Origin of the sequence: Streptomyces sp. R35, assembly GCF_041053035.1 — a bacterium.
GTDB lineage: Bacteria > Actinomycetota > Actinomycetes > Streptomycetales > Streptomycetaceae > Streptomyces > Streptomyces lutosisoli.
In genome coordinates this window covers 7686034-7707396 of record NZ_CP163440.1, presented here as the reverse complement: position 1 = coordinate 7707396, position 21363 = coordinate 7686034, and the positions used below count along the sequence as shown (strand labels likewise).

18 protein-coding genes are annotated in these 21363 nt (G+C 71.1%); 2 read left to right on the top strand and 16 right to left on the bottom strand.

Features of this window, described 5'->3' with window-relative positions:
* Positions 1-32: 32 nt before the first annotated feature.
* From AB5J50_RS35000 to AB5J50_RS34930, 15 genes are all read right to left on the bottom strand, one after another.
* A complete protein-coding gene (locus AB5J50_RS35000; protein ID WP_369265599.1) occupies positions 33-3116 on the bottom strand; it encodes an AAA family ATPase in 3084 nt (1027 codons plus the stop codon).
* Between the two features lie 164 nt (positions 3117-3280).
* Complete coding sequence (locus AB5J50_RS34995) at positions 3281-3478, bottom strand: hypothetical protein (protein ID WP_369262443.1); 198 nt, start codon at positions 3476-3478, stop codon at positions 3281-3283.
* A gap of 182 nt (positions 3479-3660) precedes the next feature.
* The gene (locus AB5J50_RS34990; RefSeq protein WP_369262442.1) at positions 3661-4272 is read right to left on the bottom strand and encodes a hypothetical protein; all 612 of its coding nucleotides are present in this window, start codon (positions 4270-4272) and stop codon (positions 3661-3663) included.
* 35 nt (positions 4273-4307) lie between these two features.
* Positions 4308-4883, bottom strand: coding sequence for a GNAT family N-acetyltransferase (locus AB5J50_RS34985; protein ID WP_369262440.1), 576 nt, complete (start codon positions 4881-4883; stop codon positions 4308-4310).
* Positions 4861-7140: an MMPL family transporter gene (locus AB5J50_RS34980; protein ID WP_369262438.1), complete on the bottom strand. Its 2280-nt coding sequence runs from the start codon at positions 7138-7140 to the stop codon at positions 4861-4863. Before AB5J50_RS34980 ends, AB5J50_RS34985 begins: the two co-directional genes overlap by 23 nt.
* Before the next feature lie 183 nt (positions 7141-7323).
* Positions 7324-7647, bottom strand: coding sequence for a hypothetical protein (locus AB5J50_RS34975; RefSeq protein WP_369262437.1), 324 nt, complete (start codon positions 7645-7647; stop codon positions 7324-7326).
* Between the two features lie 100 nt (positions 7648-7747).
* The gene (gatB, locus tag AB5J50_RS34970; protein ID WP_369262436.1) at positions 7748-9262 is read right to left on the bottom strand and encodes an Asp-tRNA(Asn)/Glu-tRNA(Gln) amidotransferase subunit GatB; all 1515 of its coding nucleotides are present in this window, start codon (positions 9260-9262) and stop codon (positions 7748-7750) included.
* A 16-nt stretch (positions 9263-9278) separates the two neighbouring features.
* Positions 9279-9521, bottom strand: coding sequence for a hypothetical protein (locus AB5J50_RS34965; protein ID WP_369262435.1), 243 nt, complete (start codon positions 9519-9521; stop codon positions 9279-9281).
* Positions 9518-11023 carry an Asp-tRNA(Asn)/Glu-tRNA(Gln) amidotransferase subunit GatA gene (gene gatA / locus AB5J50_RS34960; protein WP_369262434.1) on the bottom strand — a complete coding sequence of 502 codons (1506 nt, stop codon included), beginning with the start codon at positions 11021-11023 and terminating at the stop codon, positions 9518-9520. Before gatA ends, AB5J50_RS34965 begins: the two co-directional genes overlap by 4 nt.
* 5 nt (positions 11024-11028) lie before the next feature.
* Positions 11029-11325, bottom strand: coding sequence for an Asp-tRNA(Asn)/Glu-tRNA(Gln) amidotransferase subunit GatC (gene gatC / locus AB5J50_RS34955; protein ID WP_015036350.1), 297 nt, complete (start codon positions 11323-11325; stop codon positions 11029-11031).
* 636 nt (positions 11326-11961) lie between these two features.
* Positions 11962-14202, bottom strand: coding sequence for a putative bifunctional diguanylate cyclase/phosphodiesterase (locus AB5J50_RS34950; protein WP_369262433.1), 2241 nt, complete (start codon positions 14200-14202; stop codon positions 11962-11964).
* Between the two features lie 261 nt (positions 14203-14463).
* A complete protein-coding gene (gene ligA / locus AB5J50_RS34945; protein WP_369262432.1) occupies positions 14464-16668 on the bottom strand; it encodes an NAD-dependent DNA ligase LigA in 2205 nt (734 codons plus the stop codon).
* A gap of 15 nt (positions 16669-16683) precedes the next feature.
* Positions 16684-17691, bottom strand: coding sequence for a methionine synthase (locus AB5J50_RS34940; RefSeq protein WP_369262431.1), 1008 nt, complete (start codon positions 17689-17691; stop codon positions 16684-16686).
* Between the two features lie 33 nt (positions 17692-17724).
* A complete protein-coding gene (locus AB5J50_RS34935; RefSeq protein ID WP_369262429.1) occupies positions 17725-18423 on the bottom strand; it encodes an SDR family oxidoreductase in 699 nt (232 codons plus the stop codon).
* A gap of 7 nt (positions 18424-18430) precedes the next feature.
* A complete protein-coding gene (locus AB5J50_RS34930; RefSeq protein ID WP_369262428.1) occupies positions 18431-18970 on the bottom strand; it encodes a TIGR00730 family Rossman fold protein in 540 nt (179 codons plus the stop codon).
* A gap of 51 nt (positions 18971-19021) precedes the next feature.
* Here AB5J50_RS34930 and AB5J50_RS34925 point away from each other — a divergent pair, with 51 nt between their 5' ends.
* Both AB5J50_RS34925 and AB5J50_RS34920 read left to right on the top strand, forming a co-directional pair.
* The gene (locus AB5J50_RS34925) at positions 19022-19345 is read left to right on the top strand and encodes a DUF427 domain-containing protein (protein WP_369262426.1); all 324 of its coding nucleotides are present in this window, start codon (positions 19022-19024) and stop codon (positions 19343-19345) included.
* Between the two features lie 38 nt (positions 19346-19383).
* Positions 19384-20178, top strand: a complete 795-nt coding sequence (locus AB5J50_RS34920; protein WP_369262424.1) for an alpha/beta fold hydrolase — start codon at positions 19384-19386, stop codon at positions 20176-20178.
* 49 nt (positions 20179-20227) lie between these two features.
* Here AB5J50_RS34920 and mnmA read toward each other — a convergent pair whose 3' ends face one another.
* The gene (gene mnmA, locus AB5J50_RS34915) at positions 20228-21349 is read right to left on the bottom strand and encodes a tRNA 2-thiouridine(34) synthase MnmA (protein ID WP_369262423.1); all 1122 of its coding nucleotides are present in this window, start codon (positions 21347-21349) and stop codon (positions 20228-20230) included.
* Between the last annotated feature and the right edge of the window lie 14 nt (positions 21350-21363).

The window sequence follows — 21363 nt, the reverse complement described above, 5'->3', positions numbered from 1 at the left end:
TCCCTCGGCCCGGATCCCTTACAGCGTAGGCGTCAGCCCGCCGCCTGGGCAGCGCGGGCCTCCGGTGGGAACAGCCGCAGCCGATGCGCCAGGGCCGCCGCCTCCCCCCGTCCTGAGACGTCCAGCTTGGCCAGAATGTTCGAGACGTGGACGCTGGCCGTCTTAGGGGAGATGAAGAGTTCCTCCGCGATCTGGCGATTACTGCGGCCGGCGGCGACCAGGCGGAGGACATCGCGCTCGCGGCTGGTGAGGCCGAGCGCCGCCGCCGGGTCGACGGGGGCGAGGGCGGACGCTTCGCGGGTGTGGGTCAGGGTCAGGCGGGCCCGCTGGGCGAGCAGCGCGACGGCGTCGGCGAGCGGGCGCGCGCCGAGGTGGTCGGCGGTCGCCCGGGCCAGCCGGAGGAGTTCCGTGGCGCGGTCGCGGTCGTCGTCGTCCGCGCCCGAGGTCAGCAGGGCCTCGGCGAGACGGTGGCGGACGCGGGCGAGGTCGTAGGGGCGCTCCAGGGGTTCGAAGGCGGTGACCGCCTCGGACCAGTCGTGCGGCGTGGTCACGCCCTCGGCGCGCTGGAGTTCGGCGCGCACCCACTGCTCGTACGCGAGCCAGATGGGCGCGCCGGTCGCCAGCGACTTCGCGGCGGTGCGGATGTGTTCGACGGTCTCGGCGCGGGCCGCTTCGGCGACGGGCAGCCCGCGGGCGTCGGCCTCGGCGGTGGCGGCGGCGCGCAGCAGGGGCCAGGCGTAGCGCTGGGTGCCGGGCGGGAAGCCCATGTCCAGGGTCTGCCGCAGTTCGGCGCGGGCGTCGAGGAGGCGGCCCTCGTCGGCGGCTATGCCGATCGCTGTGCACGTCAGCGGCAGGGAATGCTGGGGCATGGGGCTGTGGGTGCCGAAGTGGCCGCGGGCTGCGGCCAGTTGGCGTCCCGCCTCGGCGAGGTCGCCGCGGGCGAGGGCGACGGGTGCCAGGCGGGAGGCGCCGACGCCGGACGCCTTGCCGCCGAGCCCGATACCCAGAGCGTTCCGCCCGGCCTCGACGGCCTCGTCCCACTGGCCGAGCGCGTAGAGCGACTCCGAGAGGTTGCCCCAGACCCATGCCTGGGTGTCCAGCAGACCGTTCCTGCGGGCGAGTTCGACGCCCTCCCGCAGGACCGTGACGGCCTCGCGGGAGCGGCCGACCGACTCCAGGTTGGACGGGAGGTTGATGTGCACGCGGCCGACGACATAGGCGGCGCCGGACCGGTTCACCTGCTCCTTGACCTCGTACATCTCCGCGAGTCCCGCCTCGATGTCCCCCGCGTCGACCATGAGGCCGCCGAGCGTGAGCCGGGCGTTCAGCTCGGTGTCGCGGGCGCCCACCATGCGCGCGTACTCCACGGCGCGCTCGGCGGCGGAGAGGGCGCCGGGGCCCGGTTCGTGCAGCATGCACCAGGAGGCGACCATGGACAGCACCTCGGCGTGCACCTCGGACGGCGGGAGGCCGCGCACCAGGTCCTGGGCGGTGGCGAGCTCCTTCCAGCCGTCGCCGCGCACCAGCAACTGGGTCAGCCGGGAGCGCTGGAGCCAGAACCAGGCGGCGCGCAGCGGGTCGCCCTCGTCCTCCAGGAGGCGCCCCGCCTTCTTGGTGATCTTCAGGGCGCGCTCGCGCTCCCCGCACAGGCGGCCGGCGACGGCGGCCTCGGCCATCAGGTCGACATAGCGCAGGGGTGTGGTGGCGGGGTCGCAGCCGCAGGGCGGATAGACCTCCACGTAGTCGATGGGGCGCAGTTCGGCCCGTACGGCGTCGGGGGCGATGTCCCACAGCTCCATCGCCCGCTCCAGGAGCCGCAGTTGCTCGGAGTGGGCGTGGCGGCGGCGGGCCTCGACGGAGGCGTCGAGGACGGCGGGCAGGGCCTTGGCGGCGTCGTGGGCGTGGTACCAGTAGCTGGCGAGGCGGGTGGTCCGCTCGTCGGCCGGTACGAGTGTCGGGTCGGCCTCCAGGGCCTCGGCGTAGCGGCGGTTGAAGCGGGAGCGCTCGCCGGGCAGCAGATCGTCGCTGACGGCTTCGCGGACCAGGGAGTGCCGGAAGCGGTAGCCGTCGCCGCCGGGCGAGGCGAGCAGGATGTTGGCGCCGACGGCGGCCCGCAGCGCCTCGATCAGGTCGTCCTCGGCGAGCCGGGCGACGGCGGCCAGCAGCCGGTACTCGACGGTGGAGCCGCCCTCGGCGACGATCCGGGCGACGCGCTGGGCGCTCTCGGGGAGGCCTTCGACCCGTACGAGGAGGAGGTCGCGCAGGGTGTCCGTGAGTCCCGTACGACAGCCTTCGTGGGCGGCGACGGCGAGTTCCTCGACGAAGAAGGCGTTGCCGTCGGAGCGGGCGAAGATCTCGTCGACCTGGGCCGGGTCGGGTTCGTGGGCGAGGATTCCGGCGATCTGGCGGCCGACTTCGGCGCGGCTGAAGCGGCTGAGTTCGATGCGGCGGACCGTGCGGAGGCGGTCGAGCTCGGCGAGGAGGGGCCGCAGCGGGTGGCGGCGGTGGATGTCGTCGGCGCGGTAACTGGCGACGACGACCAGGCGGCCGGTGCGCAGCGTGCGGAAGAGGTAGGCGAGCAGGTGGCGGGTGGAGGCGTCGGCCCAGTGCAGGTCTTCGAGGGCGACGACGACCGTGCGGTCCGCGGCGACGCGCTCCAGGAGACGGGCGGTGAGTTCGAAGAGGCGGGCCATGCCCTCCTCGTCGTACCGCTGTCCCCGGGGTGCCTCGCCCAGCTCGGGCAGCAGCCGGGCCAGCTCCTCCTCCTGTCCGGCGGCCGCGGCGGCGAGTTCGTCGGGGAGGATGCGGCGCAGCGCGCGCAGGGCGGTGGAGAACGGTGCGAAGGGGAGTCCGTCGGCGCCGATCTCGACGCAGCCGCCGCTCACGACGACGGCACCCTCGCGAGCGGCCGCGGCGGCGAACTCCTCCAGCAGGCGGGTCTTTCCGACCCCGGCCTCGCCGCCGAGCAGCAACGCCTGGGGCTCTCCCGCAGCGCTCGACGCCGGCGGGGTATCCCCACCGGCGGCGCGCGCGAGCGCTTCGTTCAACACCCCCAATTCGTCGGTGCGTCCGACGAACACCGGGCTGACGGACCTGGTCTCCACAGGCCCGAGCATCGCACAGGGGTCCGACAGCGCGGCACCGGTTATCGGCAGAGCGGCCGTTGTTCCGGCCTGGCGGCCTTCGTGTTCCAGGAGGCGGCCGACCCCCGTACGGCCGCTCTCCACCGTCACGGGAGGACGGCCGCCGGTGGCGCGGCTGTCCTCCCGTGCCCCGCCGCTCATGCGGCGCGGGCGAACCGGTGCCGGCGGGGACGGTCGCTATGCGACTGCCCCTCCGTGTCGTTCTGCCCGGACTCACGCGCGGCGGCGCGGCGGGCGGCACGGCGGCCGCGGAGGGCCTCCTGCACCAGACGGTGGTTCTGGGCCTCGCGGATCAGCTCGGCGGATCGGATCTGGTGAAGCTCGTACTCGAACATCTTGTGCCCCTCGTGAAGAGTCGGTTTCGGCCTCGCTCGTTTGCGATGCCTCAACTCTCTTCTCCCAGGGGGGTGCGCCACATCGGGAGAGTTCCGCATCTTGCGCATGCGAAGGGCCTTAGGTCCGGCGTAAGTGTCTTACGCCGGACCTAAGGCCCCTCAGAAACCCGGGCAGCAGGTGCTCAGGTGGACGGCATGGACATGAGGATGTCGGTGTACTTGAGGACGGCCAGCAGCAGACCGATGATCGCGAGCGAGACACCCGCCCAGGCGACGGACTTGATCCACGGGGCCTGCACCCGGTCGGGGTTCCCGAACGCCGGCCGGGCCAGCACGACGACGGCGACGATCAGGGCCGTCAGCGCGAAGAGGCCGGCGACGAACGCGTTGACGTTCCACGAGTCGGCGTAGACCTGCTTGATCTGCGTGGAGACGGAGGCGGTCGACGCGGTCTCCAGCTGCCCGTACAGCGAGTCGCGGGCCTGCCCGACGGTGCCGAGCCAGCTGCCGGTCAGCGAGACCAGGCCCAGGGCGGCCGAGACGACCGCGGCGGCACCCTGGCCGACTCCCGCGGAGGTCTTGTCGGCGATCGCCTCGGACTGGTCGTCCCCGGCCCCGTCCTCGTCGTAGCCGTCCTCGTCGTCGTCAGGAGCGCCGGCCGAGGCGTCCGATTCGGTCTCCGTCGCCTCGTCGGCCTTGGTGACGTCGGTCTTGGTGACGTCCACCGTCTCCTGGTCGCTCTTCGCCTCGGTGCCGGTCTCGACCCCGGCCTCGTCAACAGTCTTGGTTCCCATACCCCGCACGGTACGGACGCTCTCTGAGAGGTCCCTTAATGATCGTTGTGAGCGGCACGCGCGCGTGCCTCACGCCATTCGGGGGCGAGGAGGGACCACACCTCGAGATCGTGCCGTACGCCCCGGTAGAGGTGGCTTTCCCGGCGCACCCCGTCCCGGCTCATGCCCAGCCGGCGTGCCACGTTCAGGCTCGGCTCGTTCCGGGAGGCGGCGATCCACTCGATCCGGTGGATCCCGCGCTCCTCGAAGGCCCAGTCGAGGAGCACCCGCATCGCACGGGTGACGAGCCCGCGCCCGGTGCCGTCGGGTTCCAGCCAGCACCCGACCTCGCTGTTGCCGCGCTCCGCGTCGAAGTTCAGGAAGAGCACCCCGCCCACGAGTTTCCCGTCCAGCCACAGACCGTGCAGGGACCCGGTGTCGGCGGCGCGCATGTCGGCGTACCTCTGGAGCATGACCCGCGTGGACGCGACGTCCGTCGCCTTCGTCCCGAAGGGGATGAACCGGCCGATGAACTCCCTGCCCCGGTCCAGATGCGCCAGGAACTCCTCTGCGTGCCACGGTTCCAGGGGCCGCAGTTCCGCTCCGTCGTCACCCAGAGATATCGCGTACATCCCGCTGCCGCTCCTTCGCCAGTACGTCCGCCACCTCGGAGTCCGTCACCGCAGCCAGCCTCTCATGGGCGGCGCGGCATTCGGGCGGCTCGATGCTGATGCGCGGCAGCCGCTGGTCGAGCCAGCGGGGCAGCCACCAGTTGGCGCCGCCCAGCAGGTGCATGAGGGCGGGCACCAGGAGCGTACGCAGGACGAAGGCGTCGAGGGCGACGGCGGAGGCGAGGGCGATGCCGAACATCGCGATGACGCGGTCGCCGCTGAGCACGAAGGCGAGGAAGACCGAGATCATGATGACGGCGGCGGAGTTGATCACACGGCTGGTCTCGGCGAGGCCGACCCGGACGGCGCGCCGGTTGTCGCCGGTTTCCAGCCATTCCTCGTACATCCGGCTGACCAGGAAGACCTGGTAGTCCATGGAGAGCCCGAAGAGGACCGACACCATGATCACGGGCAGGAAGGGTTCGATCGGGCCCGCGCGGCCGAGGCCGAGCAGTTCGCTGCCCCAGCCCCACTGGAAGATCGCGACGACGACTCCGAAGGCGGCGGCCACGGCGGCGATGTTCATGACGGCGGCCTTCAGGGGGATGCCGATCGAACGGAAGGCGAGCAGCAGGAGGATGCAGCCGAGGCCGATGACGACGCCCACGAAGAGCGGGAGTTTGCCGACGATGACGTCCGCGAAGTCGTCGTAGCTGGCCGTCACACCGCCCACGTGCACATCGAGCGCGGTGTCCGCCTCGGCCCGCGGCAGGACGTCCGTCCGCAGCCTGCCCACGAGATCGCTGGTCTTCTGGGACTGCGGCGCGGAGGACGGGACGACGGTGAGGTAGGCGGTGTCGCCACCAGTGTTGTACGTCACCGGGGTCACCGACGCGACGCCCTTGGTCGCCCGGAGTGTGGCGTCCAGGTTGTCGAGCGCGAGCTTGTCCTCGGCGCCGTCGACCTTCGTGACGAGGGTGAGGGGGCCGTTCACGCCGGCACCGAAACCTCCCCCAGTCTCGGCTTCGCTCGACCGGGAGGTGCCCCCAGCGATCAGGTCGTACGCCGCTCGCGTGGTCGCCGACTTGGGATCGTTGCCCTGGTCGGAGGTGCCGAGGTGGAGCGAGAACGTGGGCAGCGCGAGCAGCGCCATGACGACGACGGCGACCGCGCCCAGCAGCTTGGGGTGCCGTTCCACGAAGACGGACCAGCGGGCGGCGAACCCGGTCGGGAGCTCCGGTTCGGGCCCGTGCTCGTAGAGCCTGCGCCGCTCGCGGCGGCTCAACGCGCGTGGACCGATGAAGGAGAGCAGCGCGGGCAGCAGCGTCACGGCGGCCGCGACGGTGAGGACGACGGTCAAGGAGGCGGCGATCGCCACGCCGTTCAGGAAGCCGAGCCGCAGGATGAGCATGCCGAGCAGGGCGATGCAGACGGTGGCGCCCGCGAAGACGACCGCGCGCCCTGTGGTGGCGACGGCGTTCCGCGCGGCCTCGGCCACCGGGAGACCTCGTTTCAGCCCGCGCCGGTGCCGGGTCACGATGAACAGCGCGTAGTCGATGCCGACGCCGAGTCCGATCAGCATGCCGAGCATGGGCGCGAAGTCGGCGACGGTCATGGCGTGTCCGAGGAGCACGATTCCGGCGTACGCCGTGCCGACGCCGACCAGGGCGGTGGCGATGGGCAGCAGGGAGGCGGCGAGCGAGCCGAAGGCGAGGAAGAGGACGACGGCGGCGACGACCACGCCGACGATCTCGGAGAGGTGCCCGCCCGACGACCTGGTGAGCCCTATCGCGCTGCCGCCCAGCTCCACTTGGAGCCCTTTGGCCTCGGCGGCCTTCGCGGTGTCCACGACGGCCTGCGCGTCGCCCTTGTCGATGTTCTCGGCCTGGTCGTGGAAGGTGACGGTGGCGTAGGCCGTACGTCCGTCGGCGCTGATCTGGCCCGAGCCCTGGCCCTCGTAGGGGCTGACGACGGAGGCCACGCCGGGCAGGGTCGAGATCTTGTCCAGGGCCCGGGTCATGGTCTGTTCGACGTCCGAGGAGCGCACGGTGCCGGGGCTGGTGTGCCAGACGACGGTGTCGCTGTCGCCGCCGAGGCCCGGGAAGCCGTCCCGCAGAAGCTGGGTGGCGCGGCCCGACTCGGTGCCGGGGGCTTCGTAGTCGTTCGAGTACGCGGAGCCCGTGACGGCAGCGGCGGAGGTGACACCGCCGAGGGCGAGAAGCCAGAGCAGAACGACGACGAGGCGGTGCTGGACACACCAACGTGCGAGGGCTGCCACGGACTAGCTCCCTGGGTGTTTTGTGGATCTTTACCGGGAACCGCCCGCAAAGAACGCATGACTTATGCGACATCACTCTTACAGCCGGAAGTGATCGTTTGCCTCATTCATGGGCTTATTCACATGAGTGCGAGCCAACTCACAGGACATTCCCGTGAACTCTGTCGCCCCGCGCGGTATCGCTCAGTCGAACTGGTCACCCATCGCCATGACCATCACTCCGGCGACCATCAGCCACAGGGCCCGCCTGGTGCGCCCCCGGGACCCGAGCACCGACGCTCCGGCGCACAGGGCGGCCCCCGAGGCGTAGGAGACGGGTATGAGCGCGGTCTGGGAACCGGTGGAGCGCAGCGCCGACGCCGCGAGGCCGACGACGGCCAGCAGCGCTCCCGCCCCGACCGCCGTCCAGCGGGCCCGCCGCGCCTCCTGCGCCGGATCCTCCACGTCATGCGTCTCAAAGTCTTGCGTTGTGGCGTCGCGCGTCTCGGAGTCTGTGCTTCCACCCATGGCGCGGGAGCGTAGCGCGCACTCCTGTGCGGCTGTTGACGCACCTAGGGGGATACATCGCAACCGATGTATCCCCCTAGGGAGTAGGAAAACCCTGACCTCAGCCCTCGCTGACGCCCAGCTTCTCCAGGATGAGCTCCTTGACGCGGGCCGCGTCGGCCTGGCCCCTGGTGGCCTTCATGACCGCACCGACGAGCGCGCCGACGGCCTGGATCTTGCCGCCGCGGATCTTGTCGGCGATGCCCGGGTTCCCGGCGATGGCCTCGTCGACGGCGGCGGTCAGCGCGCCCTCGTCCGAGACGACCTTCAGACCGCGCTTCTCGACGACCTCGTCCGGGGTGCCTTCTCCCGCGAGAACGCCTTCGATGACCTGGCGGGCCAGCTTGTCGTTCAGATCGCCGGAGACGACGAGCTCGGCGACCCGGGCGACCTGCGCCGGGGTGATCGGCAGGTCCTCCAGGGCCTTGCCCGACTCGTTGGCGCTGCGGGCCAGTTCGCCCATCCACCACTTGCGGGCGGACGCGGCGTCCGCGCCGGCCTCGATCGTGGCGACGATCGGGTCGATGGCACCGGCGTTGAGGATCGACTGCATGTCGTGGGCGTTGACGCCCCACTCCTCGCGCAGCCGGTTGCGGCGGGCCAGCGGCTGCTCGGGCAGACCGGCGCGCAGCTCCTCGACCCACTCGCGGGACGGGGCGACGGGGACCAGGTCGGGCTCCGGGAAGTACCGGTAGTCCTCGGCCTCCTCCTTCACGCGGCCCGAGGTCGTGGACCCGGTGTCCTCGTGGAAGTGGCGGGTCTCCTGGATGATCGTGCCGCCGGAGTTCAGCACCGCGGCGTGGCGCTGGATCTCGAAGCGGGCCGCACGCTCCACGGAGCGCAGCGAGTTGACGTTCTTCGTCTCGGAGCGCGTGCCGAACTTCTCGCGGCCGTGCGGACGCAGCGACAGGTTCACGTCGCAGCGCATCTGGCCCTGCTCCATGCGGGCCTCGGAGACACCGAGCGCCTTGATGAGCTCGCGCAGCTCGGCGACGTACGCCTTGGCGACCTCGGGAGCACGCTCGCCCGCGCCCTCGATCGGCTTGGTGACGATCTCGATGAGCGGGATGCCCGCGCGGTTGTAGTCGAGCAGCGAGTGGGACGCGCCGTGGATACGGCCGGTCGCGCCGCCGACGTGCAGCGACTTACCGGTGTCCTCCTCCATGTGGGCGCGCTCGATCTCCACGCGGAAGACCTCGCCGTCCTCCAGCTGGACGTCGAGATAGCCGTTGAAGGCGATCGGCTCGTCGTACTGAGAGGTCTGGAAGTTCTTCGGCATGTCCGGATAGAAGTAGTTCTTCCGGGCGAAGCGGCACCACTCGGCGATCTCGCAGTGCAGCGCGAGACCGATCTTGATGGCGGACTCGACGCCGGTCGCGTTGACGACCGGGAGCGAGCCGGGCATGCCGAGGCAGGTCGGGCAGGTCTGCGAGTTGGGCTCGGCGCCCAGCTCGGTCGAACACCCGCAGAACATCTTGGTCCTGGTGCCGAGTTCGACGTGGACTTCGAGGCCCATGACGGGGTCGTACGACGCCAGCGCGTCCTCGTACGACACCAGGTCGGTCGTGGTGGTCACGGTGAAAACTTCCCTCTCAGCCCAGCAGGACGTCGTCGTCGCCCAACCGCTTCAGCTCGCGGTAGAGGATGGCGAGGCCGGTGACGATGGCGGCGGCGGACACGGCCGCGTCGATGAGGCGCAGCGTGTCGTGCTCGAAGCGGGCCTTCTTGACCTGCTTGGCGACGCTGACGGCCCCGAACGCGGTGGTCGCCATGGACAGGTACGTACCGGACTTGGACTTCTTGAAGCCCTTGGCCTTGGACAGTGCCTTACTCACAACGACGGAGCCTCCTCGAGCAGCGGGTGCCCCCACTTTTCCACGAAGGCGGCCTCGACGGCGGCGCCGACCTTGTACAGCCGGTCGTCCTTCAGCGCCGGGGCGATGATCTGCAGACCGACCGGGAGGTTGTCCTCCGGCGCGAGACCGCAGGGCAGCGACATCGCGGAGTTGCCGGCCAGGTTGGTCGGGATGGTGCACAGGTCCGCGAGGTACATCGCCATCGGGTCGTCGGCGCGCTCGCCGATCGGGAAGGCGGTGGTCGGCGTGGTCGGCGAGACGATGACGTCGACCTTCTCGAACGACTTCTCGAAGTCGCGCGTGATGAGCGTACGGACCTTCTGCGCGGAGCCGTAGTACGCGTCGTAGTAACCGGAGCTGAGCGCGTACGTGCCGAGCATGATGCGGCGCTTGACCTCGGGGCCGAAGCCTTCCTCACGGGTGAGGGCGGTGACGTCCTCGGCGGAGCGGGTGCCGTCGTCGCCGGTACGGAGGCCGTAGCGCAGGCCGTCGAAGCGGGCGAGGTTGCTCGAACACTCGGACGGGGCGATCAGGTAGTACGCGGAGAGCGCCAGGTCGAAGGACGGGCAGTCCAGCTCGACGATCTCGGCGCCCAGCTCCTTGAGTACGGCGACGGCCTCGTCGAAGCGCTGCACGACACCGGCCTGGTAGCCCTCGCCGCGGAACTGCTTGACGACGCCGACGCGCATGCCCGCCACGCTGCCGTTGCGGGCGGCCTCGACGACCGGCGGGACCGGGGCGTCGATGGAGGTCGAGTCGAGCGGGTCGTGCCCGGCGATGACCTCGTGCAGGAGGGCGGCGTCCAGGACCGTACGGGCGCAGGGCCCGCCCTGGTCCAGGGAGCTGGAGAACGCCACCATGCCGTAACGGGAGACGGCGCCGTACGTCGGCTTGACGCCGACCGTGCCGGTGACGGCCGCGGGCTGGCGGATGGAGCCGCCCGTGTCGGTGCCGATCGCGAGGGGTGCCTGGAAGGAGGCGAGGGCGGCGCTGGACCCGCCACCGGAGCCGCCGGGGATCTTCGTCAGGTCCCAGGGGTTGCCGGTCGGGCCGTACGCGCTGTTCTCGGTGGAGGACCCCATGGCGAACTCGTCCATGTTGGTCTTGCCGAGGATGACGACGTCGGCGGCCTTCAGCTTCTTGGTGAGGGTCGCGTCGTACGGCGGAATCCAGCCTTCGAGGATCTTCGAACCGACGGTGGTCGGGATCCCCTCGGTGGTGAAGATGTCCTTGAGCGCGAGGGGCACACCGGCGAGCGGCCCGAGCTTCTCGCCCTTGGCGCGCTTCGCGTCGACGGCGCGGGCCTGGGCGAGGGCGCCCTCACGGTCGACGTGCAGGAAGGCGTGCACCTTCTCGTCGACGGCCTCGATCCGGGCGAGGTGGGCCTCGGTGACCTCGACGGCGGTGAGCTCGCCGGCGGCGATCTTGCCTGCGATCTCGGCCGCGGTGAGCTTGATGATGTTGACGTTGGTGTCCGTCATGGTGATTAGTCCTCCCCCAGGATCTGCGGCACCTTGAAACGCTGCTGCTCCTGGGCCGGGGCGCCGGAGAGCGCCTGCTCGGGGGTGAGCGACGGACGGACCTCGTCCGCGCGCATGACGTTCGTCAGCGGCAGCGGATGAGAGGTCGGCGGTACGTCTTGGTCGGCGACCTCGCTGACGCGGGCGACCGCGCCGATGATGTCGTCGAGCTGGCCTGCGAAGTGGTCGAGCTCTTCGCCCTTCAGCTCCAGACGCGCCAGCCGTGCGAGGTGGGCGACCTCCTCGCGCGTGATGCCAGGCATGCAGCGATCCTCTGGGGTGAGTGTGTGTGGTTTGGGCCCAATCCTATGGCGCCGGGGGTGGTGCCTGCGCCCGGGTTTCATCCGGGGGGTCTCCCACCCGCGCACCGCCCGTGACACTTCGCTGCCAAGGTGCGGGTCTCCTGCGGGGGTTCATCGCCGCCGGCGGCTGTCCGTAGGGGGGCCACACCACCGTCCGAACCTGCGGGCCGGGTGTGGCCGGCCGCGCAGTTCCCCGCGCCCCTGCCGGGGCGCCGCTCCTGACGCGGCAAGAACGACGCGATGCGGACGGCGGGATGCGGACGGCGGAATGCAGACGGTGGGAAGCAGACGGTGGGACGCGAACAACCAGGCGCGGACGCCAGGACGCAGACGGCCGGACGCGAACGACCAGGCGCGGACGCCGGGACGTGAACGACGAGGCGCGGACGTCAGTCGTGGAGGAACGACGGCATGCGGATGGTGGGACGCGAACCGATGGGATGCGGGCGGTGGGACGCGATCGACGAGGCGCGGACGCCGGCGGTGAGGAACCCCCGCGGGAGAGCTCCACTTGTCTGGTGACCGCCACGGGCGGTGCGCGGGTGGGAGAACAACGCGGAACCCCCACGCACCCGCACCCGACAGCGAACCGTCAAGCTACTCGGCGGCCGGCAAGGCGGCCCGCGGCCGCTGCCACCCCCGGGACCCACGGGCCAGCAGCCACGCAGTGGCCTCGTCGGGCGGCATCGCGGCGGCGACCAGCCACCCTTGCACAGCGTCACACCCCAGATCCCGCAACCGCTCCCACGTCTCGTCGTCCTCGACACCCTCCGCGACGACCAGCAGCCCCAGCGAGTGCGCGAGATCGACGGTGCAGCGCACGATCTCCGCGTCCTCGTTGTCCACGGCGAGCCGCGCGACGAACGACCGGTCGATCTTCAGCTCGCTCACCGGCAACCGGCGCAGGTGCACCAGCGACGAGTACCCCGTACCGAAGTCGTCCAGCGACATCTTCACCCCGTGCCCGGTCAGCCCGGCCAGGGTGTCCGCGGCCCGCTGCGGGTCCTCCAGGAGGACGTGTTCCGTTATCTCCAGCTGCAACGACCCCGCGGGGACCCCGTGCCGGGCGAGCCGGGCGGCGACCGCTCCGGCGAACCCGGGCGTGTGGACGTCCCGCGGCGAGACATTGACGGCCACCGGCACGTGCAGGCCCTGCGCCCGCCAGCGCGCGACCTGTCCGAGCGCCGTCTCCAGCACGTACTCGGTGAGGTGCGGCATCAGCCCGGACGACTCGGCGATGGCGATGAACTCGTCCGGCGGTACCTTCCCGCGCTCGGGATGCACCCAGCGGACCAGCGCCTCTAGTCCGGCCACCTGTCCGTCGAAGCGGACCTTCGGCTGGTAGTGCAGTTCGACGTCGCCGGCGTCGAGGGCCCGGCGCAGATCGCCGAGCAGACCGAGCCGGTCCGGGGTGTTGGAGTCCCGCTTGGACTCGTACACCTCCACCCCCGTACGGTCCCGCTTCGCCTGGTACATCGCCACGTCCGCCCGCCGCAGCAGCCCCTCCGCGTCCAGCGCGTGGTCGGGGAAGACGGCGAGCCCGGCGCTGGCCTCCAGGACGAGGGTGAGCCCGTCGAGGTCGAGCGGCGAGCCGAGCGCGGCGACGAGATTGCGGGCGACCCGCGTGGCCGACGTCGTGGAGTCGGCGACCGGCAGTAACACGGCGAACTCGTCGCCGCCGAGCCGCGCGGCCTCCGCCCCGCGCGGCAGCGCCAGCCTCAGCCGGTCGGCTATCTGAAGGAGCAGCCGGTCCCCGGCGAGATGCCCCAACGTGTCATTCACGGAACGGAATCGGTCCATATCTATCAGCATCAGAGCGGAACGCGCACCGATGCGCTCGGCATCGTCCAGAGCCGTCCATGTACGTTCCAGCAGCCACTGCCGGTTGGGCAGCCCGGTCAGCGGATCGCGCAGCTGCTCCTCCGCCCGCGCACGGGCGATCCACAGCGTGGAGTCGAGGGCGATCAGCGGGATCGAGAACAGCGGCAGCAGTATGGGCTGCGCGATGGCGACCACACAGATCAGTGGCGCGATACCGAGCAGTGCGACCGCGACGAGCCCCTGTCTGACCAGCGCCGTACGGGCGACGGTGGGCAGGCCGCCGGTGCGTGGCGCGTGCAGGTACCAGAGCAGGGCGCGGGTGACCGCGAGATACGCGGCGGCGACCAGAGCCACCTCGGGTGCGGCGTAGAGCGTCCAGCTCTCCGGGTTCCAGGGTGTCTCGACGGTGGGGAACCGCCCGAACACGGCGAGGACCAGCGCTCCGGCGCCGATGCCGAGGATGTCGGCCGCGCCGTGCAGCAGGCCTTGGCGCCAGCGGTTGCGGCGCGCGATGCCGACCAGGACGACGACGGTCAGGCTGACCATGCCGGCGGGCACCCAGCCGTACAGCAGCAGGACCGAGAGGGTGAGCGCCGCGCCGGAGCCGGTGCCGCCCCACCAGCGGGCCCGGCCGAGGGCGACCAGGTGGCCGACGATGATGCCGGTCAGCACGGCCAGCGACCAGCCGACGGCGCCGGACGGGAAGAGCGCGTGGTCGCCGCTGAACGCCCGGTAGAAGCCGGCGCCCAGGACGAACCCGGCTATTGCGACGACCGCCGCGGGCAGTGCGGGCCAGGACATGTGCCGTTCGGCGTCGTGGCCGGTCGGTCCGGTGGCACGCTCCGCGGTGAGCCTGCCGACGCCGGGAGCGGTGGGTGCCGTGAGGGGCGCGGAGCCGGGTCCGCCAGTGCCGGGGTGTTCCGAAGACCGCACCGTCCGCAGGCCGGCCAGCCACGTGCCGGTCATCCGGCGCAGGCGCAGGCGTGAGTCAGGGGCGGCGCTCTCGGTCGGTTCCATTCCCGTCCCTCTCACAGCCGGCGGTGCCCACGCCACGCGGTCCGTTGCCGGCGACAACTGCCAACGGCGCCGCGTCTGAAAAGCCTTTCCCCAGACTCTTCAAGAGCAGGGGATGCCCCAGCCGCAGCTGGGCACGGCAGGCGCACAGCTCAACAGTAGGCCGCAGAAGGCTTCCACGGGCAGCGGTCGTCGACGGTTGCCCGAATGCGACCCGGCCACCCGTATGCATCTGATATGCGCCGAACGGGTGGCCTTCAACCGCTATTCCTCGATCGGAAGCGCGACTTCCGCTGCCGCGTCCGGCCCTTGTTCGAGCAGGACGGCGAAGCCCTCCTCGTTCAGAACCGGCACCTTCAACTGCATTGCCTTGTCGTACTTCGAACCAGGATTGTCGCCCACCACAACGAAAGCTGTCTTCTTCGAAACAGAACCGGTCACTTTCGCTCCCCTGCTCTGCAGGGCCTCTTTCGCGCCGTCCCGCGTGTGGTGTTCGAGCGTGCCAGTGACGACAACGGTGAGCCCTTCGAGCGGACGCGGCCCCTCGTCCTCGCCGGAGCCCTCATCCTGCATACGAACGCCGGCGGCCCGCCACTTACGGATGATCTCGCCGTGCCAGTCCTCGGCGAACCATTCCTTCAGGGCTTTCGCGACGATCCCGCCCACGCCGTCGACCGCGGTCAGCTCCTCCTCCGTGGCCTGCTCGATCCGGTCGATGGAGCGGAACTCGCGCGCCAGCGCCTCCGCCGCGACCGGCCCGACATGACGGATCGACAGACCCGTCAGGATGCGGGCGAGCGGGCGGTCCTTGGCGGCCGCGATGGTGTCCAGCATCGCAAGCGCGTTCTTCTTCGGCTCGCCCTGCTGGTTGGCGAAGACCGTGGCGATCTTCTCCTCGCCGGTCTTCGGGTCGCGCTTGGGCAGGCCGCTGTCCTGGTCGAGGACGTACGCCTTGATGGGCAGCAGCCGCTCGATGGTGAGGTCGAAGAGGTCGCCCTCGTCCACCAGCGGCGGCTCGGCCGGCTCCAGCGGCTTGGTGAGGGCCGCGGCCGCCACGTACCCGAAGTGGTCGATGTCCAGCGCCTTGCGGCCCGCGAGGTAGAAGAGCCGCTCGCGCAACTGGGCCGGGCACGTCCTTGCGTTCGGGCAGCGCAGGTCGATGTCGCCCTCCTTCATCGGCCGCAGCGCCGTACCGCACTCGGGGCACTCGGCGGGCATCACGAACTCCCGCTCGGTGCCGTCGCGCAGGTCGACGACCGGGCCGAGGATCTCCGGAATGACGTCACCGGCCTTGCGCAGCACGACCGTGTCCCCGATGAGGACGCCCTTGGCCTTCACCACGTCCTGGTTGTGCAGGGTGGCGAACTCGACCTCCGAGCCGGCGACCGTGACCGGTTCGACCTGCGCGTACGGCGTGACGCGGCCCGTACGTCCCACGCCGACGCGGATGTTGATCAGCTTGGTGTTGACCTCCTCGGGCGCGTACTTCCAGGCGATCGCCCAGCGCGGCGCGCGCGAGGTGGAGCCGAGCCGTCCCTGGAGGGGGATCTCGTCGAGCTTGACGACCACGCCGTCGATCTCGTGCTCCACGGAGTGACGGTTCTCTCCGTAGTACGCGATGAACTCCCGCACGCCGTCGAGGTCGTCGACCACCTTGGCGTACTGCGTGGTCGGCAGACCCCACTCGCTCAGCAGGTCGTACGCCTGGGAGAGGCGGTCGATGTCGAAGCCCTCGCGGGCGCCGATGCCGTGCACCACCATGTGCAGCGGGCGGGTCGCGGTGACGCGCGGGTTCTTCTGGCGCAGTGAACCCGCCGCCGCGTTGCGCGGGTTGGAGAAGGGCTTGTCACCGGCCTTCAAAAGGCGGGCGTTGAGCTCCTCGAACTTCTCCATCGGGAAGTAGACCTCGCCGCGGATCTCCACGAGGTCCGGGATGCGGTCGCCCTTCAGACGGTCCGGAATCTCCCCGATCGTACGGACATTGGGGGTGATGTCCTCGCCCGTGCGGCCGTCGCCGCGGGTCGCCGCGCGGGTGAGGCGGCCGTGCTCGTAGGTGAGGTTGACCGCGAGGCCGTCGACCTTCAGCTCGCACAGGAAGTGGTAGTCGGAGGTGCCCACGTCCTTGGCGACCCGCTCGGCCCAGGTGGCGAGCTGCTCGTCGGTGAACGCGTTGTCGAGGGAGAGCATGCGCTCGCGGTGCTGGACGGAGGTGAACTCCGTCTCGTACGCCCCGGCCACCTTCTGGGTCGGCGAGTCGGGGGTGCGCAGCTCGGGGTGCTCCTCCTCGATCGCTTCGAGGGAACGCAGCAGCTTGTCGAACTCCGCGTCGCTGACGACGGGAGCGTCGTTCACGTAGTACCGGAAGCGGTGCTCCTCGATCTGCTCAGCGAGCTGCGCGTGCTTCTCCCATGCCTCGGCGGGTACGGATTGCGAAGCTGAGGCGGTCTCTGCGTGCTTTTCGCCGGCCACCGTGTTGTCCTCCCGTTACTCAGGGTTGTCCGCGAGGGATCTCGCCGCCCGGACGCAGTGGGCGAGTGCCTTGCGCGCGAAGTCGGGGGAAGCCCCCGCGAACCCGCACGACGGAGTGACCGTGACCGCCTCCGCGAGAAGGCCCGGTTGCAGCCCCAGCCTGCGCCACAGCGTCCTGACACCCATGACGCTACCGGCAGGGTCTGACAACGGGCCGTCCACGCTGGGGACGACACCGGCGAAGAGCCGCGTACCGCCTTCCACGGCTTCCCCGATCGCGTCGTCGTCACGCTCGGTGAGGAGTGAGAAGTCGAACGAGATCGCCGCGGCGCCCGCCCGGCGCAGGAGGGCGAACGGCACGTCCGGTGCGCACGAGTGGACCACGACCGGGCCGCCGTCGTGAACCCCGATGACGTCGCGGAGCGTGGCCTCGACGACCTGCCGGTCCACGGCGCGGTGAGTCCGGTAGCCGCTGGCGGACTTGACCTGCCCGCGCAGCACGGCGATGAGCGAGGGTTCGTCGAGCTGGAGGACGAGCTGGGCACCGGGGACGCGCCGCCGGACCTCGTCGAGATGCAGGCGCAGCCCCTCGGCGAGCGATCCGGCGAGATCCCGGCACGCGCCCGCGTCGGCCAGGGCCACCTCGCCGTTCCGCAACTCCAGCGCGGCGGCGAGGGTCCACGGACCGACGGCCTGCACCTTGAGCGGACCCTCGTACCCCTGCGTGAACTCCTCCAGCGCGTCGAGGTCTTCGCCGAGCCACGACCTGGCCCGCCTGGTGTCCCGCCCCGGTCGGTCCCCGAGCCGCCAGCCGCTGGGCTCCACGCGCGCGTACAGCTCGACCAGCATCCCGGCGGTCCGCCCGATCATGTCGGCGCCGGGCCCCCGCGCGGGCAGCTCCGCAAGGAACGGGAAGTCCTCGCAGGACCCCACGACCGTCTTGGCGGCCTCCCGCGCGTCACCGCCGGGCATGGATCCGACACCGGTCGCGGAACCGAACCTGAACTCGCTGTTTTCGCTCACCCCGAAAGCCTACGTAACGCTCCGGGGTGCAGCTCAGCGCCCCGGTCGCACCGTCAGATCGTTGACCTCCGCGTCCCGCGGCAGATCGAGGGCCATCAGGATCGTGGTCGCCACCGACTCCGGGTCGATCCACTTCGAGGCGTCGTACTGCTTGCCCTCCTGCTGGTGGACCTTGGCCTGCATGGGGCTGGCGGTGCGGCCGGGGTAGACGGAGGTGACGCGGACGCCGTTCGCGTGTTCCTCGTGGCGCAGGGAGTCCGCGAGGGCCTTCAGGCCGTGCTTGGAAGCCGCGTACGCGGACCAGTCGGCGTGGGCGTTGAGGCCGGCGCCGGAGTTGACGAAGAGCACGTGGCCCTGGCCGAGGCGGAGTTGGGGCAGGAAGTGGCGGGTCAGCTCGGCGGGGGCGATCAGGTTGACGTTGAGCTGGTGGCGCCAGGCCTTGGGGGTCAGCTCGCCGACCGGGCCCAGGTCGACCACGCCCGCGATGTGCAGGAGGGAGTCGACCCGGTCGGGCAGCGACTGGTGCGAGAACGCCCAGGAGAGCTTGTCGGGGTCCGCCAGGTCGCCGACCAGAGTCCTCGCTCCGGGGAACTCGGCCGCCAGTTCCTTGGCGCGGCCGGCGTCGCGCGCGTGCAGCACGAGTTCGTCGCCGCGCGCGTGGAGGCGGCGGGCGACGGCCGCGCCGATGCCGGAGCCCGCCCCGGTGATCACATGTGTAGCCATGTCCGCCATGCTCGCATCACCGAGGGCCGTGGCTCTCCTCCAGGTAGGCCAGCGCGGCCGCCGGCTCCTCCGCGAAGAACACCAGGTCGGCGAGCGGGCGCGGCAGGAAACCCTCGTCCTCCATACGCCGGAACTGCACCTTCAGGCCGTCGTAGAAGCCTGCCGTGTTGAGCAGCACCACCGGCTTGTCCGTCTTCCCGTGCTTCTTCAGCTCCAGGATCTCGGTCGCCTCGTCGAGCGTCCCCGTCCCACCGACCATGACCACCACCGCGTCGGCCTTCTCCAGGAGCAGCGCTTTGCGCTCGGCGAGATCCCGGGCGATCACCATCTCGTCGGCGCCCGCGCGGGCCTTGGCCGCCAGGAAGTCCACGGAGACGCCCAGGAGACGCCCGCCTGCCTCCTGCACGCCATCGGCGACCACCTTCATCAGACCGACGTCCGAACCGCCCCACACGAGCGTGTGGCCGCCCTTCCCGATCAGCTTCGCGAACTCCCGCGCGGGGCGCGTGTAGCGGTCGTCGAGGTCGGCGGCGGAGAGGAAGACGCAGATATTCATGCCGCCACCGTACGCGGGAAGAACCAGGGCCCCGCGAGCGCTTTTTCAGGTATGGCTGAAGGACACACGATCACCATCGAGCAGGGCACTGAGCACATACGCGTAGTGCACGGCGGCCAGGTGCTGGCGGAGAGCGACCGCCCCCTGGTGCTGCGCGAGACCGGCTGTCCCGTGCGCTACTACCTCCCGGCCGAGGACGTCCGTCTGGACCTGCTGACGCCCTCCGACACCCACACCCACTGCCCCTTCAAGGGCACCGCGTCCTACTGGTCGCTCCCGGACGCGGCCGACCTGGTCTGGTCGTACCCCGACCCCAAACCCGACGTCTCCCCGATCAAGGACCACCTCTGCTTCTACGAAGTAGAAGTGGGGTGACCCGATGAGTTCCGGGTCCGCCGGCGGTCTCCACCGGCATGGACAAGAAAACCATCTCGCGCGACGGCACCCCCATCGCGTACGAACGCTACGGTGACGGCCCGGCGGTCGTCCTGGTCGGCGGCGCCATGTGCACGGGCGCCACGCTGGCGCCCCTGGCGTCGGCCCTCTCCGACCGCTTCGGCGCCCTCACGTACGACCGCCGGGGCCGCGGCGACAGCGGCGACACCGCGCCCTTCGCGGTGGCCCGCGAGGTCGAGGACATCGCGGCCCTGATCGAGGCGTCCGGGGGCAGCGCGGCGCTCTACGGCATCTCGTCGGGCGGCGCGCTGGTCCTGGAGGCGGCGGCCAGTGGGCTGCCGGTCGGCAGGGTCGCCGTCTACGAGACGCCGTTCGCCGTGTACGAGGGCGGCGGCAAGGAGCGCCGGGAGTACACGGAACGACTGACCGAGCTCCTCGGCCAGGACCGGCACGGGGACGCCGTCGAGCTGTTCATGGCGCTCGCCGGCACTCCCCCGGAAATGATCGCGGGCGCCCGCCGGTCCCCCGCGTGGCCGGGTATGGAGGCGATCGCGCCCACGCTGGCGTACGACAACGCCGCGATGGGCGACGGCCTGGTGCCCCGCGACCGCCTGGCCTCGCTCACCGTGCCCGTACTGGCCGTCGCCGGCGGGGCGAGCCCCGAGTGGATGCGTGAGGCGGCCCGGACCGTCGCGGACACGGCGCCCGACGGGACGTATCGCACGCTGGACGGCCAGACCCACATGGTGGACCCCCAGGTACTGGCCCCCCTCCTGACGGAGTTCTTCTCGGGGGCCGCTCAGGGCGGCTAGCGGGTGCTGCGCCGGTCTCCGCCTGCCGACCAGCCGGCGGCGGGGCCGGTCAGACGGTGGCCGTCGCGCGCGTGGTCGTCGCGATCGTCGCCGAGCCCACCACGCGCGTGCCGTCGTACAGGACGATCGCCTGGCCGGGCGCGACCCCGCGGACCGGCTCGGTGAACGCGACCTCCAGCCCGCCGTCGACGAGTTCGGCGGTGACCGTCGTCTCGCCGCCGTGGGCGCGGAGCTGGGCGGTGTACGTGCCCGGACCGGTCGGAGCGGCGCCGCACCAGCGGGGCTTGATGGCCGTCAGTCCGTTCACGTCGAGGGACGCCGCCGGGCCCACCGTCACCGTGTTGTTCACCGGCGAGATGTCCAGGACGTAGCGCGGCTTGCCGTCGTCGGCCGGGGTGCCGATGCGCAGGCCCTTGCGCTGGCCGATGGTGAAGCCGAACGCGCCCTCGTGGGTGCCCAGCTTCGCGCCGGACTCGTCGACGATGTCGCCCTCGGACTTGCCGAGGCGGTTCGCGAGGAAGCCCTGGGTGTCGCCGTCGGCGATGAAGCAGATGTCGTGCGAGTCGGGCTTCTTGGCGACGGCCAGGCCCCGGCGCTCGGCCTCGGCGCGGATCTCGTCCTTCGTGGTGACCGTGTCGCCGAGCGGGAACAGCGCGTGGGCGAGCTGGCGGTCGTCGAGCACCCCGAGGACGTACGACTGGTCCTTGGCCATGTCGGACGCGCGGTGCAGCTCGCGCGTGCCGTCGTCGTTCACGATCACCTTGGCGTAGTGGCCCGTGCAGACCGCGTCGAAGCCGAGCGCGAGCGCCTTGTCGAGCAGGGCCGCGAACTTGATCTTCTCGTTGCAGCGCAGGCACGGATTCGGGGTGCGCCCGGCCTCGTACTCGGCGATGAAGTCCTCGACCACGTCCTCCCGGAAGCGCTCGGCGAGGTCCCACACGTAGAAGGGGATGCCGATGACGTCCGCCGCGCGGCGGGCGTCACGCGAGTCCTCGATGGTGCAACAGCCGCGCGCGCCGGTCCGGAACGACTGCGGGTTCGCCGAGAGGGCGAGGTGTACGCCGGTCACGTCGTGGCCTGCTTCCGCCGCGCGGGCGGCGGCTACGGCGGAGTCGACTCCGCCCGACATGGCGGCAAGGACGCGGAGGGGGCGCTGCGAGGTGTCAGTCATAACCCCTCCAGGGT

Bases quoted from the DNA above. Each gene is read 5' to 3' on its own strand.
- AB5J50_RS35000 (WP_369265599.1), bottom strand. From the start codon at position 3,116: ATGCTCGGGCCTGTGGAGACCAGGTCCGTCAGCCCGGTGTTCGTCGGA.
- AB5J50_RS34995 (WP_369262443.1), bottom strand. From the start codon at position 3,478: ATGTTCGAGTACGAGCTTCACCAGATCCGATCCGCCGAGCTGATCCGC.
- AB5J50_RS34990 (WP_369262442.1), bottom strand. From the start codon at position 4,272: ATGGGAACCAAGACTGTTGACGAGGCCGGGGTCGAGACCGGCACCGAG.
- AB5J50_RS34985 (WP_369262440.1), bottom strand. From the start codon at position 4,883: ATGTACGCGATATCTCTGGGTGACGACGGAGCGGAACTGCGGCCCCTG.
- AB5J50_RS34975 (WP_369262437.1), bottom strand. From the start codon at position 7,647: ATGGGTGGAAGCACAGACTCCGAGACGCGCGACGCCACAACGCAAGAC.
- gatA (WP_369262434.1), bottom strand. From the start codon at position 11,023: ATGACGGACACCAACGTCAACATCATCAAGCTCACCGCGGCCGAGATC.
- gatC (WP_015036350.1), bottom strand. From the start codon at position 11,325: ATGCCTGGCATCACGCGCGAGGAGGTCGCCCACCTCGCACGGCTGGCG.
- AB5J50_RS34950 (WP_369262433.1), bottom strand. From the start codon at position 14,202: ATGGAACCGACCGAGAGCGCCGCCCCTGACTCACGCCTGCGCCTGCGC.
- AB5J50_RS34935 (WP_369262429.1), bottom strand. From the start codon at position 18,423: ATGGCGGACATGGCTACACATGTGATCACCGGGGCGGGCTCCGGCATC.
- AB5J50_RS34930 (WP_369262428.1), bottom strand. From the start codon at position 18,970: ATGAATATCTGCGTCTTCCTCTCCGCCGCCGACCTCGACGACCGCTAC.
- AB5J50_RS34925 (WP_369262426.1), top strand. From the start codon at position 19,022: ATGGCTGAAGGACACACGATCACCATCGAGCAGGGCACTGAGCACATA.
- AB5J50_RS34920 (WP_369262424.1), top strand. From the start codon at position 19,384: ATGGACAAGAAAACCATCTCGCGCGACGGCACCCCCATCGCGTACGAA.
- mnmA (WP_369262423.1), bottom strand. From the start codon at position 21,349: ATGACTGACACCTCGCAGCGCCCCCTCCGCGTCCTTGCCGCCATGTCG.